The following is a 17,127-nucleotide window of genomic DNA, read 5'->3' as shown; positions in this document are numbered from 1 at the left end:
GCTGGTGGTGCAGTTCTTTGAAAGAAAAATGCATCCCGCAGCAACAAGGTGCATCAAAAATTTCCAGCCGAGGCCGACGGATTCGCAAAGCCCGATGACCTCATTCGCGCGGGGGTTGAAGGCTCTTGAGCTATGGCATGGAAACGGAAAGTTGCTGCTCCGGGCGCGACGATAGAGCGTCGTGCGAGATTTGAACCCCGTGAGACTGAGAACATCGGCACCAATGAGGCGTTGGTTTCGATCAACGTCATGACAGCGTCCGCTCAGACGCTGTGACGGAGGCAGGTATCTCAGGAGACTGAAGCTTCGCGGCTTCGATCGCGAAGACGCTCGCCAATTCTGTTCGGCAGTTTCGAAAATTTTAAGGCCGAAACGCTGCTCTAGTCTGATGGAATCGAAGTTCGTTTCATCATACTAGAATGGTGGTCACCGTATCGGTGAAGCCATACGATCTGCATGTTTGGAATATGCATTTTGCTTAGCTCGCCGACGCCAGCTGAGTGATTGTTGGAGCATCTACGCAGCCAGCCGGGTCAAGGAAAAGTCCGGACGGGGCCAGCCGAGAGCGTTGGCATCGCGAGGGCGCTGCGGCATAGCATCGTTGCATTCGTCCGCGACGCAGCTCCCGGAAAGCGCGGCAGGACGGGCCAAGGGGAGAGGATATGAGACAGCGTCTGCTCAGCGCATTGGCGGCGATCGCCGCGCTCGGCGCCTTCGGGGCATCGGCCTTTCATGCGACCGCGCAAAATGGCGGCAATGCCGGCCTCACGCACCAGCGGATGCTCGATGCGGACAACCAGCCCGGCCAGTGGGGCAGCTACAGCCGCACCTATGACGAGCAGCGCTACTCGCCGCTCACGCAGATCAACGACAGCAACGTCCAGCGCCTCGGCCTCGCCTGGTACGACGATCTCGATACCTATCGTGCCGTGCAGGGAACGCCTTTGGTCATTGACGGCACGCTCTACAACGTCACCATCTTCAACGTCGTCACCGCCTATGACGCGAAGACCGGCAAGAAGCTCTGGACCTTCGATCCGAAGGTCGGGAAGGAATGGGCGCGCCTGGCCTGCTGCGGCCCCTCCGCGCGCGGCATCGCGGCCTGGGGCAACAAGATCTACATCGGCGCGCTCGACGGGCGGCTGATCGCGGTCGACAAGGACACGGGCAAGGAGGCCTGGACGCAGCAGACCTTCCCGCCGGGCTATGAATATTCGATCACGGGCGCGCCGCGCGTCTATGATGGCAAGGTCATCATCGGCAATGGCGGCGCGGACTATGGCTCGCGCGGCTTCGTGACCGCCTGGGACGCCGAGACCGGCAAGAAGCTCTGGAAATTCTACATCGTGCCCACGGACCCGGCCAAGGGTCCGGACGGCGAAGCATCGGACAGCGCGATGAAGATCGCGGCGCCGACCTGGCACGGCAAGTTCTGGGAAGCGGGCGGCGGCGGCAATGCGTGGGACAGCTTCGCCTATGATCCCAAGCTCAACCTCGTCTACATCGCCACCGGCAATGGCAGCCCGCACATGTGGCATTTCCGCAGCGAGGGCAAAGGCGACAATCTCTTCCTCTGCTCGATGGTCGCGGTCGATGCGACGAGCGGCCAGTATAAGTGGCACTACCAGATGGTGCCCGAGGAGGACTGGGATTACACCTGCACGCAGCCGATCGTGCTCGCCGACATCAAGATCAAGGGACAGGTTCGCAAGGTCGCGATGCAGGCGCCGAAGAACGGCTTCTTCTATGTGATCGACCGCACCAACGGGAAGCTGATCTCCGGCGACAACTATGTCTCGGTCAACACATGGGCGAGCCATGTCGATGCGAAGACCGGCCGTCCGGTGCTGCAGCCCGGCGCGCATAACACGACCACGCCGCACCTGATGAGCCCGAGCTGGATGGCCGCGCATAGCTGGCAGCCGATGAGCTACAGCCCCAAGACCGGCCTCGTCTACTGGCCCGCGCAGGAGCAGGGATCGGTCTATGCGCGCGCGGCGGACGGCAAGTACCAGTACGCCAAGGGCCGCAACAACACCGGGCAGGACTATACGAGCCATCCGGACCTGCGGAAGAAGCTGATGGCCGAGGCCGTCGCGACCGAGAAGGCCTATCTGATCGCCTGGAACCCGGCGACCCGCAAGGAAGCCTGGCGCGTCCCTTATGACAATCCCGGCTCAGGCGGCGTGCTGACGACAGCGGGCAATCTGCTGGTGCAAGCGACGGTCAACAAGACCATCGCCATCTACAGCGCCGACAAGGGCAAGAAGCTCTGGGAAATGAACGTCGATCAGGGCGGCCATGCCGGCGCGATCACCTATATGATCGACGGGGTGCAATATATCGCGATCAATGCGGGGTGGAACGGATCGCCCGCCTATAACCTCACCAGGAACGGCCCGTTCAAATATGCGACCGCCAAGCTGCTGGTCTTCAAGCTCGACGCCAAGGGCGTGACCCTGCCGCCGATGAAGGCGGAGACCGAGGAAGCCTGGCTGCCGACCGAGCGCGTGCCGACCGAGACCTTCCGGCGCGGGGCGGAGCTCTTCACCAGCAATGGCTGCAATCGTTGCCATGGCGACAATGCGGTCGGCGGCATCCGGGACCTGCGCAAGATGGGCAAGGCGGCGCACGACCAGTTCCTCGATATCGTGCTCAATGGCGCGCGGGCAGAAAAAGGCATGCCGGGCTTCGGCAGCGCCTTGACCGAAGCGCAGGCGAAGGACATTCACGGCTATCTGATCACGCGCGCGCAGGAAGACTGGTAGGACCGGCGCGCCACGCACTGTGGGGGTGCCGATATGAATTTGCGCGAGGAGCCGACGCCCGGTGAGCGACCGCGGCGGGATGCTCATGTCCGCTCGCTCCGGCCCGATGACGTGGCGCTGATCCAGATGATCAAGGATATCTGCCTGCGGGAGGACTTCTCTTCGCACTACACCGCGCAGCACATCGCGGTGCTGGCAGGCGCGAACAGCGAGCGCGCCTTCGAGCGGGCGCTGGCGCGAGGCGATCAGTTCCTCGTTGCCGAAATGCAGGGTATGGTCGCCGGCTATGCGTCATGGGCGGAGGGCGAGATCCTCTCGACCTTCGTCGTGCCGCCCGCGCAGGGCCAGGGCATCGGCTCCCTGCTGGTCGATGCCTGTACGCTCGATGCCCGGACCGCCGGCCGGCCGATCCTTCGCGTGCGCGCAACGCTGAATGCCGTGGACTTTTATCGCTCGTTCGGCTTCCTGCCGACCGAACCCGGCTTCCACGAGATCGGCGGCACCCGCATCCCCTATCAGCTGATGGTTCGATAGCCCCAATGATCTACCTCATTCGCCACGGCGAGACCGAGTTCAACGTCGCGCGCCGGTTTCAGGGCGGGCTGGATTCCCCGCTGACGACACGCGGCGCGGCGCAGGCCCGCGCGATGGGCAAGGCCCTGCGCGACCTGATCGACCCGCAGAATGTGGCCCTGTTCAGCAGCCCGCGCGGGCGAGCGTTGCAGACGGCGGGCTATATTGCAGAGGAAGCCGGCATCGCCTCCGCGCCGATCATCGATGATGGCCTTGCCGAGATCAGTCTCGGCTCGTGGGACGGGAAGACCGGGGCGGAAGTCGATCGGGAGACGAACGGCGGCTGGAGCAAGCTCGCCAGCAACAGCTGGCATTTCCAGACGCCGGACGGCGAGCGCTATGAGGGCTTCGAGGCGCGGCTGGCGGCGGCGCTCCAGCGTGTGGCCGATCATACGGCGGCAGTCCGAGTCGTGGTATCGCATGGGGTTGCCAGCCGGGTTTTGCGCAAGCTCCACGCCAGCCTGCCGCAGGAGGAGGCGTTCAATCTGACGGTGCCGCAGGGGGTGATTTACCGGCTCGATCCGGGCGCGATTGTCGAGATCGATTGCACTGCGGCGATCGTCTGACGGGCAAATGCCTCCATTGGGGGATTTAGCGGTTACCCGGGCAATTTGCGGATCACGCGATTTCAAGGGGTTGGCCTCCTAACTTCTCCAAGGTCGCGCATATCGCGCATGGTGATTCCGCAAAAGTCGGCGCGGGGCCGAGAACGGCCCGCCGGTTTGGCGGTTTTCTGGACGATGAGAAGGAGCGGAAGCTCGCGCGGTAGTTCTGCGCGAGGATGGAAGGCTGCCATGGAATGTGGGCTGTAGGACAGGCAATTCCTTGTGCTCCTGCGAAAGCAGGAGCCCGGGGCTCAATCGACGAGCATAGCCGCCTTGGGCTCCTGCCTTCGCAGGAGCACTGCTGGGGTTGGGTTGAAGCAGCCATCAGGCGGACATGCCCTCGGGAACGACGTCCCTCTCGCGACGTTCTGAAATCATCAGATCCGCATCGAGAGAGGCCGCCCGTGAACCAGCACACCGCCATCGCCAAGACGCCGCGCAAGACCGTGAAGACCGCTGCCCCGCAGCCGCGACTCAAGAAGGTCGCGCAGACCGTGAAGCGTGCCAGCGCCGCCGCCGCTCGAACCGGCGCCAAGGCCGCGCAGCCGCTCGTCCAGTCGCTCAAGCACGAAGAGCCGAGCACGCTCGCCAAGATGGCAGTGGCCGCCCTCGCCCCCAGGATCGCCAATGCGGCGCTGCGCTTCGTGATCCGCAATCCGCTGGTCACCGCCGCGGGCCTCGTCGCGTTCGCCGTTTTCGCGACGATGGATGACGAGAAGGCAAGCGCCTAGCGATTGTCAGCTGTTCGCCACGCCTTCGGCAGAAGCGCTCAGCGGCTCTTCGTGAACTGCCGGACGCCGCTCAGTGCGGCCCGTCGCCCGTGCTTTCGCGCGAGCGGCCCCAGTCCTCGTTGGAGCGGGCGATGATGTAGCCGTGGATGGCATCCACCTCGTCGGGCTTCAGCAGGTCGGCGAAGCTGGCCATGCCCTTGTCGGCGTAGATGCCCTTGAGCACGATGTCGTTGAACTTGCCGTGGGTCTCGCGGGTCATCTTGCGCAGGTCCTTGACGCCGCCGATCACCTGATCGCCGTGGCAGACCTGACAGGTCTGCGCATAGAGCTGGGCGCCGCGCGTGATCGTTGCCTCACTGGCGGTCAGCGGCGGTGGCTCAGGCGCCTTTTCCTCGGGCTTGAGCGCGGGGAGCTGGACGGTGCCGCCGAGCTTGAAGACGACGAGGCGGGCCGAGGCGCGCGGCATTTCGATGCCCTGCCCGCGCTCGACCTGCGCCGCGCCGCCGCCCCAGCCGGCATTGACCGCGATATATTGCACGCCATCGAGCATGTAGGTGATCACGCCGCCGACCGGTGCGCTCTGGATCGGATAATCCCACAGGGTCTTGCCGGTGCGGGCGTCGAACGCGGACAAGGTCTGCTTGGTGGTGCCCTCGAAGACGAGATCGCTCGCCGTGATCATCACGCCGCCATTGCCGTGGCGCGGCAGCGGGATCTTCCAGGCCGGCTTCTGCGTCGCCGGATCCCAGGCGAGGAGGAATGCCTTGTCCATCGCGGCGACCTCCTTCATCAGCTCGATCCGCTTCTTGAGCGCCTCGCCGGTATAGCCGCCCCAGCCCGCGTTCGAGCGGAACGGCTTGGGCACGAAGTTGCGATCCAGCGCATAGACCATGCCGGACTCGTAGAGCGGCAGATAAGCGAGCTTGGTGCGCGGGCTGTAGCCCATGGGGAACCAGTTATGCGCCCCGCCCGGCCCCGGCATCACCAGCACCGGGTCCTGATCATAATGCACGGCGGGATTGATGTTCGGGCGGCCGGTTTTGGGATCGATGCTTGTCGCCCAGTTGACCGGCGCGATCTTCTCGGCCGAGATGAACTGGCCGGTCTTGCGGTCGATCACGTAGAAGAAGCCGTTCTTGGGCGCCTGCATGATGACCTGGCGCATCCTGCCCTTGATCTTCAGGTCCGCGCTGACGATCGAGGAGGTGCAGGTGTAATCCCAGTCCTCCTCGGGCACCATCTGATAGTGCCAGGCATATTTGCCGGTCTCGGCGTGCAGCGCGACGATCGAGCAGACGAACAGATTGTCGCCCCTGCCGGCGCTGCGATGATACCAGCTGAGCGGCGAGCCGTTGCCGGTGCCGACATAGACGAGCTTGAGCTTGGGATCGTAGGAAATGCTGTCCCACGGATTGGCGCCGCCGCCGAGCTTCCAGTAGTCGCCCGACCAGGTCTTGCGGATCATCTCCATGACCGGATCGGAGGCCTCGCCGTCCGCGCCCTTGGCGGGATCGCCGGGAGTCAGGAAGAATTTCCAGAGCTTCTTGCCGGTGTCCGCATCATAAGCCGAGACGAAGCCGCGAATACCGAGATCGCCGCCGGCATTGCCGACGACCACCTTGCCATCGAACACGCGCGGCGCGCCGGTGATCGTATAGGGCATGTCCTTGGGGACGGTCTGGGTCGACCAGAGGGGCGCGCCCGTCCGTGCATCGAGGCCGATCAGGCGGCCGTCGAGCGTGGCGATGATGATCTTGCCGTTCCACATGGCGAGGCCGCGCGCCACCGGCTCGCAGCAGGTGTAGCGGCCATATTCGCGCGGCACCTTGGGATCGTAGGTCCACAGCCGCTTGCCGGTGCGGGCATCATAGGCGACCGCGATGTTCCAGGGCAGGATGTTGTAGAGCACGCCATCGGCATAGATGGGCGTCGCCTCGACGCCGCGGAACGTGTCCAGCTCGTCATACCAGGCGATGCCGAGGCGGCTGACGTTCGACGCGTCGATCTGGGTCAGCGGCGAATAGCGCTGGGCGCTGTAGGTGCGCCCGTCATGCAGCCAGTCATTGCCGTCCTTGTCCTGCGCGGCCATGCGCGCGCTGTCGACGGCGGCGGGCTGCTTCCCCTCCTGCGCGACGGCGAGACCGAGACCAGACAGGCACAGCGCCAGCGCGCCGATCAGCGCGGCCGGCTTCTTCCAGATCGTCATCCTCGTCATTCCCTGGGCGGTTCACCGATCGGCTGCGAGCCGTCCACAAGCCGGCCGATCGTTGACCAGTCCTGCTGCACCTTCGTACCCGGCGGCGCGGCATGCGCGCCGATGTCCGCCTTCTCGATCGGGAAGGACTTGCCGGTCACCGGGTTCGGATAGTGGAACGGAATGATGTAATAGGCCGGATAGGTCAGATAGACGAAGGACGGCGGCAGATCCGGCGGCGGATCGAACTTGTCGGGCCAGGTGTTGTTCATGGCCCATTTCCCCCAGCCGTCCCAGTTCGTGTACATCGTGAACGGCCCGGTCAGGCGGCTGATCTTCCAGACGCCTTCCTCCTTGCGATACTGGTTCTCATAGAGCGGGAGGCCCCAGCCGCCATTGCTCATGACGAAGGCGCGCGAGCGGATCCAGCCGGTCTTGCCGTCCGCGCTCACGTCCGGGATGGGCTGGAACTGCATATGATTGGCGAGCGAGCCGGGCTTGGTGCCGTCCTTGCCAAACGCGGTCTGCATATATTCGAGCACGCGCTTCTTGCCGAGGAAGAGCCCCTTGCCGCCGATCTCCAGCGTCGCGTCCTCGGTGAACAGCTCGGAGAGCGGCACCCATTGGCTCTTGTCGACGAAATAGCCATAGCTGCGCTGGAGCCGCTCGATGGCGTTCAGATCCTCGAGGCGCGTGATGCGCTTGTCCAGCTCGGCGAGCTTGTCCTGCGCGGACTGGGCGATGGCGGGCGCTGCGCCGAGCAGCGGCGAGGCGGCGAGCAGGGCCGCGGCGACATGCGAGCGTGTCATCATTGTTGCCTCATCCCCCTTGCGGCGCTGCTTTCTTCGCGCGGGCCGCTGTCCATGCCGCGATCGGGCCGGCCGACAATGTCGTCGCCCGCCATCGGCAGGGTCTTGAGCGACTTGCCGGTGACCGGATGATCATAGCTGAAGGCCGGCAAATAGGCGTTCGGGAAGGAGCGATAGACTTCCGTCGGCGGCTGATCCGGCGGGAAGAGCGCGCTCGGCCCGTCCATCTGGATCGCATATTTGGCGAAGCCGAGATCGTAATCGGTCAGCGCCGTCATGTAGAAATGCAGCTTGGAGAGCTTCCAGGCGCCGCCTTCCTTCACATACTCATTCTCATAGATGCCAACGCCCCATTTGCCGTTCTGGCCGGGCTCGGAGAGCATCACCATGCCTTGCCAGCGGCCGGTCGCGGTCTGGCCGTTCGGCGCGACGACGACGATCGGCTGGAGCATCATGTGATTGTTGAGGCGGCCCTTGGCGAGGCCCTGCGGCCCGAACAGGAGCATCGCCTGCTGGATGCGCGCGGGGCCGACATAGACGCCGCGCTGGCCATATTCGAAGCTGCCGCGCGCGGTGAACAGCCCGGCTGCCTGGTTCCACAGGCCCTTGTCGAAATAATATCCGAAGGTCGCCTGCAGGTTCTCGATGGCGTCCTGATCCTCGAGCAGCATCACGCGATGCTTGTAGGCCGCGAGCTTCGAGCGGACGTCGTTCTGCGCGGCGGCGGGCATGGCCAGCGGCGCGGCGAGGCCGAGCAGGAGTGCGGCCTTGATGAGAGTGCGCAGGCTCATTTCGGGGCCTCCGTGATGGTGCGGCCGGTGACCGGATTGGGACCATGGAAAGCGGGGATCTGCGTATCCGGGAAGGATTTGCCGCCGCGCACGGTCGACGGGCGATCGGGCGGAAAGGCCTTGCTCGCAGCGCTTTGCGCCACGCCCTCGCCCGCCTTGAGCCGCGCCCAGCCCTTTTCGACCGGCGCGACGAAGTTGACGAAGAGATGGAGCGACTTGATCTTCCAGATCCCGTCCTCCTTCACATAGTCGTTCTCGTAGATGCCGTCGCGCCACTCGGCATGCTTCTTGTGCTGGCCGAGCATGCCGAGATCGCGCCAGCGCGCCTTGGCGCTGCGCCCGTCGGCGGCGATGTCGACGACCGGCTGGAGCGTCACCCACTCGTTGAGCTGGCCGTAGATGAGGCCGTCCTGATTGCCGTGGAGGCGCTTCAAATAATCCCGGATGCGGGCCTTGCCGACATAGACGCCATCGACGCCGATCTCGACCGTGCCGTTGTCCGTGAAGAGATCGGCCGCGTCGTCCCACAGGCCGCGATCGACATAGAAGCCGAAGGCGCGCTGGAGCTTCTTGACGGCGCGGGCGCCCTCCAGCTTCTGGACGCGCAGGGTGAGCGCGGCGATCTCCGCGTCGACATTGCCCTGCGCGCAGACCGGGGTCGTAGCCAGCAGGCCCGCCCCGATCATCGCTGCGATGACAGCTCTCATTTCAGCCCTCCGATCTGCACGGCGCGCAAGGTGAAGGCGCCGGGATCCTGCCCCTTGAGCGCGGGATCGAACAGGAAGCGCCCCTTGCTCTCGACCGCGTAGGCGACATTGCCGATGCTGGTGACGCCGGGGACGCCGTCCATGCCGTCCTTCAGCACCTTCATCGTGACGATGTCGCCCTCGATGGTCAGCAGGCTGATCCGCCCCGCCGGCCCTTCCGCCTGCAGGAAGCGATTGCCTCCGATCGACCGAAGCCCGTCCGGGCCGCTGAGCGGCTGCGAGACGGTGAGTTTGGTGAGGCTGGCGAAGCTGCCGTCCGCCTTGCGGTTGACGCGCAGCATGGTGTTCTGACGCACATTGTTGACGTAGAGCGTGCCGTCCTCGCTGAAGGCGATGCCGTCCACGCCCACGAGTTGCGCCTTGTCCTCGACCAGCAGCGCGACTTCGCTCGCGCCCGGCTTCAAGGTGAAGATGCGGCCGTTGCTGGTCTCGGCGATGAAAGCGGTACCGTCCTCGGCGATGGTGATGTCGTTGCAGGCACTGGCCGGCTGCGGCAGCTCGTAACGCTGCTTGAAGGCGCCGGTCTTGAGATCGAACGCGACCAGCGCGGACACCGCGCCAGCCTTGCCCATCGGGATCGAGCAGGCCCAGAGCGTATTCGCCTTCTCGTCGGCGAGGACGCCGAGTACGGCGTTCAGCTTGTTGGTCTCATCCGGGCGGATCCAGGCGATCGCCTTGTCGGCGCCGGGAAGCGCCCGGTAGATCGTGCCCTTGAAGCTGCCGGCATAGAGATTGCCCGCAGCGTCCGCCGAGGCGCTCTCGGGGAAGGCGCCGGTATCGTCGAGCACCACGTCCCTGGCCGGTTTGCGGGCGAAGGGCGCGGGCGTCAGATACTGGACTTCGTTGGTGACGGACTCGATCCGGGCGATCTTGCCGCCCTCGATCTTGAACACGCTCACGAAGCCCATGGTGCGCGGATATTTGGCTTCGGCCGGATAGGTGGAGCCATCCTGCGCGGTGAAGCTGATCTTGGCGGCGGGCATGTCGCGATAACCGATGGCGGCGACGAGACCCCGCGCCTCGTCGATCGCCAGCACCTGATGGCGCAGATCCTCGAGCTCACCGTAGAGGCCGCGCCGCAGCGAGGCTTCGCAGCTGGCTTGCGCGCCGGCGGTTGCAGGAAGATTGCCGGTCATGCGCACGGCATTCTCGATGACTGCGCAAGCGGGATCGAACGCGACGCCGATGGTCGCGCCGTTGGACTTCATAGCCGCGAAATAGGCATCGACGATTGCCGTCATCTGTCCGCGCGGCAGGCGGGCCTTGGCGGGGACGTTGGCGGCATATTTCTTGTCCGGCGCATAGGTCACGGGATCGCCGAAGGGCTGGCGCCCTTCCTTGCGGCGGATCACGGACTGGACCTGCGTGATCTTGCCGCCCTTCACCTGCATGTCCATCGCATAGAAGCCGGGCTGGCCATGATCGTCGATCGAGCCGAGCCAGACGACGCGGCTGGTCTGCGGATCGGCGACGATGAGCGGCGCTTTGGCGCGGCCCTTGATCGTCACCCAGCTGCTCTCGCCGATGCGCACCTTGGTGCTGTTCTCGGCATAGCCGACGGCATCGCCCCACGGCAGGCCGCGCGGATCGCTCTTGATCATCGCGTCCATGAAGCGATTGGCGAGATCAGTCATGCAGGCCACGTCACAGTTTTGCGCCTGTACGGTGGTGGGCATGAGGGCAAGGCTGGCCGCTGCCAGCGTGAAGCGGATCATCGACCGGCTCATTCGCCTGCCTCCCCATGCTCGCGGCCTGTGGCCCAGGGATTATGCTGGAAATAGGGGACGTAGGTGAAAACCGCCTCGATCTCCTGAATCTGCCCGTCGCGCACGCGGAACGCTTCCAGCAGGGAAATGCTGTTGGGCCATTTGAGCGCCGTCTTCATCTCGCGCCCGTCGGTCAGCTTGTAGGTGATGACCTCGTTGTCATGATCGAAGAAGCCGGAAGCGACGACGACGCCGCGCTCCTCATCGACCAGCGGAAAGCGCCGCTCGCGGATGCGCTTGTTGATGCGGTAGATGCCCAGCTTGAACTGCGGGACGCAGCCGAGCGCGATCGCCGTGGCATTGCCTGCCCCGCCCCCGCTCTGCGGCGCGGCGGTGGTGCTGATGCCGTTTTCGAGGCGCCCGCAATCGTCCGCAAAGGGTGCGAACACCGTGCCGTCATTGCGCTCGACCGTGTTGAAATAGCTCTGCGCGACCGCGATCAGCCGCGCGCGCGAGACCCGCCGCTCGGGCGGAAGAACCTCGTTGAACGCGGGGTGATGCTGCACCTTGTCCGGATCGCCAAAGGGCGCCGGCAGGCCAGTCTTGCGATGCACGACGGTCTCGACCTCGTCAATCTCGCCGTCCTCGACATGGATGCGCATCGCATAGATCGCTGCCTCGCCATGTTCCCAGACGACGCCGAACCAGGCAGCCTGACCGGTCAGCGGATCGGCCGCTTCCATGCCGGTCGGCGCGACCTTGCTGATGGAATTCCAAAGACCCTTGCCGATCGGCACGATCACATTGTTCTCGGTGAACTGCACATCGTCCGCGAATTTGGCGCGTTTGGGGTCCTTCCTGCCCAGCGCGTCCATATAGTCGCGGGCATGGCCGATGAGGCAGGCGCGGTCGCAGGTAGGGATGTTGACGGCGCTTTTCTCGCCCGGCGCCTGCGCACCCGCCGGCATCGCCCCCAGAACCGCCGCGCTCGCGACGGCCAGCAGCCGGCCACGCCAGCGATGAAGCTTGTTTCGCACCAGGTTTCCCCTCCCTCATGTCCGCGCCAGCCTCGCATGCCCGGTTCCGCATCGCGGTCGGGCTTGGCAGAGTCGCGAGGCAAACCATGAGCCAGCGCACAGTGCTTGTCACGTGACGGGAGTGGATGAAGGCAACGATTTCCACATGAGCCGACACGCGCGTCCGGCTGGATCAATCAGGGTGCTGCTGCGTGCGCACGACCGGGCGCAACCTTCTGCAAAATAAACCCATTGGGTGTGGCTTGGGCCGGCTCAGAAGCCGACATTGTCGCCGCCCTTGAGGCCGAGCATCTCACGCGCTTCGGCCGGGGTGGCGACCTCGTAACCGAGATTCTCGATCACGACGCGCAGCTTGCGGACCTGCTCCGCATTGGACTTGGCCAGCTCGCCACGGCCGATGAAGAGGCTGTCCTCAAGGCCCACACGCGCATGGCCCCCGTTGATGACGCTCAATGTACCAAACGGCATCTGCATGCGCCCGGCGGCGAAGGCCGAGAACATGTAATCCTCGCCAAACAGCTTGTCCGCGACCGAGACCATATAGGCGAGATTGCCCGGATCGGCGCCGAGGCCGCCCTGCACGCCGAACACGCCCTGAATGAAGAACGGCGCCTTCACGAGGCCTTTGTCGGCGAAATGGGCGAGATTGTAGAGATGGCCGATGTCATAGCATTCGAACTCGAACCGGGTGCCGAAGGCCTGACCGACCTCGGTCATGATCCGTTCGATATATACATTGTCATTGTACATGATGCGGCCGCGCGAGCCCTCGACATACTCCTTCTCCCAGGGGTGCTGCCAGTTCTCGACGCGCTTGCCGGCGGCGCTGAAGTCGAAGATCAGCGGTCCCATGTTGAGCGAGCAGACCTCGGGCTTGAAGGTCTTGGCGCCTTCGAGCCGGTCGTCCAGCGACATCATCGCGCTCCCGCCGGTCGAGATGTTGATCACCGCGTCGGTCGACTGCTTGATGCGCGGCAGGAAGCGCTCGAAGTCCGCCGCCTTGGGGCTGGGGCTGCCGTCCGCCTCGTTGCGGGCATGGAGATGCAGCACGGTCGCGCCGGCTTCCGCCGCTTCGATGGCCGATTGCGCGATCTGCTCCGCCGTGATCGGCAGATAGGGCGACATGGACGGGGTGTGGATCGACCCCGTCGGCGCGCAGGTCAGAATGACTTTCTTCGAACGGCGCATTTTGGCCTCTCCTTTCGTGCAAATTCCTCCCCGAGATTGCTCGGGGAGGGGGACCTCCGGCGAAGCCGGTGGTGGAGGGGAAAATCCAGCGTTGCGCCATTTCCCCTCCACCGCCTTCGACGGTCCCCCTCCCCAAGACGAGCTTGGGGAGGATTTTAATCAAAGCCCCGCATGGCAAACATATTTGAGGTTCAGATACTCGTCCAAGCCATGGGCCGAGCCTTCCTTGCCGATGCCCGACAGCTTGACGCCGCCGAACGGCGCATAAGGGGTCGAGATCAGGCCGGTGTTGATGCCGACCATGCCGCTCTCGATGTCGCGGCTGGCCTTGTGGATCGTCTCCCCACTCGTCGCGCAAACATAGGAAGCGAGGCCGAACGGCGTGTCGTTGGCGAGGCGGATCGCATCGTCATAGGTCTCGAAGGCGACGATGCCGGCGAGCGGTCCGAAGGTCTCCTCGCGGGTCAGCAGCGCATCGCTCTTCACGTTGGTGACGAGCGTGGGCGGCGCCAGACGGCCCTCGCCCCGGCCGCCAGCGAGGATACTGCCGCCACCGGCCAGTGCCTCGTCCAGATGCTCGTTGACCTTCTCGACCGCGGCCTCGTCGATCAGCGGGCCGATGTCCGTATCCATCTCCAAACCGTCGCCGAGCTTCATCGCCGCGACGCGCTGCGCAAAGGTCTTGGTGAAGGCGTCGTAGATGTCTTTCTGGACGTAGATGCGGTTGGCCGCGATGCAGCTTTGTCCGCAATTGCGGAACTTGGCGATCATTGCCGCGTCGACCGCCGTGCCGAGATCAGCATCGTCGAAGATCAGCATCGGCGCATTGCCGCCCAGCTCCATGGAAAGCCGCTTCACGGTCGGCGCGCAAGCTGCCATGAGTTGCACGCCGATCTCGGTCGAGCCGGTGAAGCTCAGCTTGCGGACGATGGGCGATTTCGTGAACAGATCGCCGATGAGGCTGGCGCGGCCGGTGACGACGCTGAACACGCCCGCCGGGACGCCCGCTTCCTCGGCGAGCTGCGCCAGCGCCAGCGCGGCAAGCGGCGTCTGGCTGGCGGGCTTGGCGATCATCGTGCAGCCGGCGGCGAGCGCGGGCGCGAACTTGCGGGTCAGCATCGCCAGCGGGAAATTCCACGGCGTGATGGCGACCGAGACGCCGAGCGGCTCCTTCTCGGCATAGAGCTTGCGGCCCGGCACCGGCGCGGGGATGATCTCGCCGAGCGCGCGCTGGCCTTCCTCGGCATAGACCTCGACAAAGCCGGCGCCATAATCGACCTCGCCATAGGCTTCCTTGAGCGGCTTGCCGTTTTCCAAGGTGATCAGGCGAGCGAGATCGTCGCGATGCTGGTTGATGAGCTCGAGCAGCTTGCGCAGGATCTTGCCGCGCTCGCGCGCCGGGGTGCGCGACCAGGCCGGGAAGGCGCGCTGCGCGGCGTCGATCGCCTGCTGGATCTGCGCGGCTTCGAGCGCGGGGATGGTGCTGATGACGCCGCCGGTGAACGGATCGGTCACATCAACCGTCTTGCCGTCCGTCGAGTCCAGCCATTTGCCGTCAATATAGGCCGAAGACCGCAGCAGCGGCTTGTAGGTAACGGATGCGTTGCGCTGGCTCTGGTCCACAAATGGCTCCGATGTCTGTCTCGGCCGCCACAGAACGGGCAGCGCGGAAATGCCGGGGGTCCGGCAATGCGGCGGTTCTAGCGGCAGGCGCCGCCGGGCGACTTGTCCACGGCGGTAGCCAAGGTTGCGCGGTGCGGCAAGCCAGTGCCGCGTCCACCGAGATAGCATCGGGTTATACTGAAAGCCCGGCCGGGCTAGAGATAGGCGACCTCCCTGGGCTGATCCCGCCAGGCGTCATTGCGGCCATCGGAATAGCTGACCGGGACGGCCGCCAGTTCCTCCGGCGTCAGCTCGTCGAGGCAATTGACCGCGATCGCGATGAAGGCACCGCCGATCTCGGGTATGTCGCCCTCGCCGAACGGGGCACAACCGCAGCGCGCGCAGAAACGATGATGCATGCTGTTCGTGCCGAACTGATAGTCGCTGAGCTTGTCCTCGCCGCGCAGCAGGCGGAAGTCGTGCGGCCGGACGATCACGCTCCAGGCGCGGCGCTTGGTGCAGATCGAGCAGTTGCAGCGGCCCGAGCCGGCGGTGAGATCGATCTCCGCCGCGAAGGTGACATCGCCGCAATGGCAGCTTCCGAAGTAGGTCTTGAGCATCGTCGAATCTCCCTGTCCTTGTGCTGCCGCCGTCCTACTGCCATGCTGCTGACAGCATGATGTCAGCAGCATGGCAGTAGAAGATCGACCGATGCGCAAAGCCGACCGCCTGTTCCAGATCGTTCAGATCCTCCGCCGCACCGGGCAACCGGTTACGGCCGACGCGATTGCCGAGGAACTGGAGACCTCCAAACGATCCATCTATCGCGACATTGCCGCTTTGATGGGCCAGCGCGTGCCGATCCGCGGCGAAGCGGGTATCGGCTATGTGCTGGAAGGCGGCTTCGATCTGCCGCCGCTGATGCTCACTGCGGACGAGATCGACGCGGTGGCGCTCGGCGCGCATTGGGTGGCGGAACATGGCGATCCGGCGCTGGGCCGCGCCGCGAAGGATGTGCTCGCCAAGGTCGCGGCGGTATTGCCCGAGGACCTGCGGCCTCTCCTGATGGACAGTCCGGCGCGTGCGGGCCGGGCCTGGAACAAGGTGCCGGACGGGCTGGACGTCGCACAACTGCGCGTCTGGATCCGCACCGGGCGCAAGCTCGCCATCGCCTATCGCGACGAGACCGAGCGCGAGACGCAGAGGACGATCTGGCCGCTGCTGATCGGCTATCGCGATGCCACGCGACTGCTGGTCGGCTGGTGCGAGCTGCGCACGGGCTATCGCACTTTCCGGCTCGACCGTATCCTGCAGGCCGAGTTTCTGGACGCGCCGATCCCGCAGCGACCGGCTCTGCTGCGGGCGCAGTATCTCAAGTCGCTGGAGATCTGCGACTAAGCCTCCGGCGGCACCGGATATTCGTCGGCATTGAGCACCCAGCCGTCCATCTTCGAGAAGTCGTGGCGCGGCGGCGCGAAGATATCGACCAGGCGATTATCCTCTGGCGCGGTGCAGGCCGATGTGTGGATCGACCGAGCGGGAATGACGCCGACCGAGGGCGCCGGGCACACGACATGCTCGTCGTCGATCCATTCGGACTGCTTGGACGTCCAGGGCCAGCGCAAATGGTGCGTATAGGAGCCGCCAAGCGCGAGCGAGCATTGCTCGAAATCATCATGATGATGCGGCGAGAGCGCCTCGGGATCGCGCGGACCGACGGGATAGAAGACATTGACCATGAAGGTCGTGCAGCGCCACATGCGGCCGAACCGGCCTTTCACCTCGGGCACGTCCAGGCTGTAGACGCGGATCTTGTAGCCGGCCGGCGGCTCGGGCCACTTCACGAACGGCGGAATATTCGGGTGCTGCTCGGCATACATTGCCGCGTTGGAGCAGAGCGCCGCCAGATCCTCATTGTCGCGCGAGAACATGCGGACGATCTCGCCGCCCCTGGGCAGGGTGATGCTGCTGTCGCCCGGCGGCATGATGACGAAGCTGTAGCCGGGGATGCTCTCATTCTGGCCATTGGCCGAGAGTGTGGCGGGCACGTCCTGCTCCTCGACCAGCAGGATATATTCGTCCACCTGCCCCTTGCGCTCGAAAGTCGCGCCGGGCTTGGCCAACGTGTAGGCGATGATGAAGTTCTGCCCGCGCGCCAGCCAGGTCTTGCCGGTCTCGTCGTCGATCTGCGGCGCGGTCTCGCCGAACAGCGCATAGCTCGACCGGCCGAAGCCCTTGAGCGCGGCGGTACCGCCAGCCACGGCGCTGCCGCTCGCGAGCGCCGAGCGCGGATCGTCGGAGGTGTACATGGTGTTGGCGGTGGACATCGGGCTGACTCCGGACGTTGATCGAAACT

15 protein-coding genes are annotated in these 17,127 nt (G+C 65.0%); 5 read left to right on the top strand and 10 right to left on the bottom strand.

Features of this window, described 5'->3' with window-relative positions; translation table 11 throughout:
• Nucleotides 1-662 precede the first annotated feature (662 nt).
• From KM135_RS02760 to KM135_RS02745, 4 genes are all read left to right on the top strand, one after another.
• Nucleotides 663-2,768 carry a PQQ-dependent dehydrogenase, methanol/ethanol family gene (locus tag KM135_RS02760; protein WP_221712382.1) on the top strand — a complete coding sequence of 702 codons (2,106 nt, stop codon included), beginning with the start codon at nt 663-665 and terminating at the stop codon, nt 2,766-2,768.
• A gap of 33 nt (nt 2,769-2,801) precedes the next feature.
• A complete protein-coding gene (locus KM135_RS02755; protein WP_221712378.1) occupies nt 2,802-3,302 on the top strand; it encodes a GNAT family N-acetyltransferase in 501 nt (166 codons plus the stop codon).
• Nucleotides 3,303-3,307: 5 nt separating this feature from the next.
• The gene (locus KM135_RS02750) at nt 3,308-3,907 is read left to right on the top strand and encodes a histidine phosphatase family protein (protein WP_221712377.1); all 600 of its coding nucleotides are present in this window, start codon (nt 3,308-3,310) and stop codon (nt 3,905-3,907) included.
• A 443-nt stretch (nt 3,908-4,350) separates the two neighbouring features.
• Nucleotides 4,351-4,677 carry a hypothetical protein gene (locus tag KM135_RS02745; RefSeq protein WP_221712376.1) on the top strand — a complete coding sequence of 109 codons (327 nt, stop codon included), beginning with the start codon at nt 4,351-4,353 and terminating at the stop codon, nt 4,675-4,677.
• 70 nt (nt 4,678-4,747) lie between these two features.
• Here KM135_RS02745 and KM135_RS02740 read toward each other — a convergent pair whose 3' ends face one another.
• The 9 genes from KM135_RS02740 to KM135_RS02700 all read right to left on the bottom strand — a co-directional run bounded on the left by KM135_RS02740 (nt 4,748) and on the right by KM135_RS02700 (nt 15,391).
• The gene (locus tag KM135_RS02740; protein WP_221712375.1) at nt 4,748-6,883 is read right to left on the bottom strand and encodes a PQQ-dependent dehydrogenase, methanol/ethanol family; all 2,136 of its coding nucleotides are present in this window, start codon (nt 6,881-6,883) and stop codon (nt 4,748-4,750) included.
• 5 nt (nt 6,884-6,888) lie between these two features.
• Nucleotides 6,889-7,683: a nuclear transport factor 2 family protein gene (locus KM135_RS02735; RefSeq protein ID WP_221712374.1), complete on the bottom strand. Its 795-nt coding sequence runs from the start codon at nt 7,681-7,683 to the stop codon at nt 6,889-6,891.
• A complete protein-coding gene (locus KM135_RS02730) occupies nt 7,680-8,471 on the bottom strand; it encodes a nuclear transport factor 2 family protein (protein ID WP_221712373.1) in 792 nt (263 codons plus the stop codon). Before KM135_RS02730 ends, KM135_RS02735 begins: the two co-directional genes overlap by 4 nt.
• Nucleotides 8,468-9,178: a nuclear transport factor 2 family protein gene (locus KM135_RS02725; RefSeq protein ID WP_221712371.1), complete on the bottom strand. Its 711-nt coding sequence runs from the start codon at nt 9,176-9,178 to the stop codon at nt 8,468-8,470. Before KM135_RS02725 ends, KM135_RS02730 begins: the two co-directional genes overlap by 4 nt.
• Nucleotides 9,175-10,965 (bottom strand): SMP-30/gluconolactonase/LRE family protein, encoded by a 1,791-nt coding sequence (locus tag KM135_RS02720; RefSeq protein ID WP_221712369.1) that lies wholly within the window; start codon nt 10,963-10,965, stop codon nt 9,175-9,177. The genes KM135_RS02725 and KM135_RS02720 overlap by 4 nt, the downstream gene beginning before the upstream one ends.
• Nucleotides 10,962-11,981, bottom strand: a complete 1,020-nt coding sequence (locus KM135_RS02715) for a DUF8021 domain-containing protein (protein WP_221712368.1) — start codon at nt 11,979-11,981, stop codon at nt 10,962-10,964. The genes KM135_RS02720 and KM135_RS02715 overlap by 4 nt, the downstream gene beginning before the upstream one ends.
• A gap of 252 nt (nt 11,982-12,233) precedes the next feature.
• On the bottom strand, nt 12,234-13,169 hold the full coding sequence (kce, locus tag KM135_RS02710) for a 3,5-dioxohexanoate:acetyl-CoA acetone transferase (RefSeq protein WP_221712366.1): 936 nt from the start codon (nt 13,167-13,169) through the stop codon (nt 12,234-12,236).
• A gap of 159 nt (nt 13,170-13,328) precedes the next feature.
• The gene (locus tag KM135_RS02705) at nt 13,329-14,792 is read right to left on the bottom strand and encodes an NAD-dependent succinate-semialdehyde dehydrogenase (RefSeq protein WP_221712364.1); all 1,464 of its coding nucleotides are present in this window, start codon (nt 14,790-14,792) and stop codon (nt 13,329-13,331) included.
• 194 nt (nt 14,793-14,986) lie between these two features.
• Nucleotides 14,987-15,391, bottom strand: coding sequence for a GFA family protein (locus KM135_RS02700; RefSeq protein ID WP_221712362.1), 405 nt, complete (start codon nt 15,389-15,391; stop codon nt 14,987-14,989).
• Between the two features lie 91 nt (nt 15,392-15,482).
• On the opposite strand from KM135_RS02700, the gene KM135_RS02695 reads away from it, so the two are divergent.
• Nucleotides 15,483-16,169: a helix-turn-helix transcriptional regulator gene (locus tag KM135_RS02695; protein WP_221712360.1), complete on the top strand. Its 687-nt coding sequence runs from the start codon at nt 15,483-15,485 to the stop codon at nt 16,167-16,169.
• On the opposite strand, the gene KM135_RS02690 is transcribed toward KM135_RS02695, so the two are convergent.
• Complete coding sequence (locus KM135_RS02690) at nt 16,166-17,098, bottom strand: cupin domain-containing protein (RefSeq protein ID WP_221712359.1); 933 nt, start codon at nt 17,096-17,098, stop codon at nt 16,166-16,168. The two genes, KM135_RS02695 and KM135_RS02690, sit on opposite strands and share 4 nt — an antisense overlap.
• Nucleotides 17,099-17,127 lie beyond the last annotated feature (29 nt).

The sequence above is a fragment of the Sphingobium xanthum genome (assembly GCF_019737615.1).
Lineage (GTDB): Bacteria > Pseudomonadota > Alphaproteobacteria > Sphingomonadales > Sphingomonadaceae > Sphingobium > Sphingobium xanthum.
Note: the sequence above shows the minus strand (reverse complement) of the source record. Positions and strands in the feature narration are given on the sequence as shown.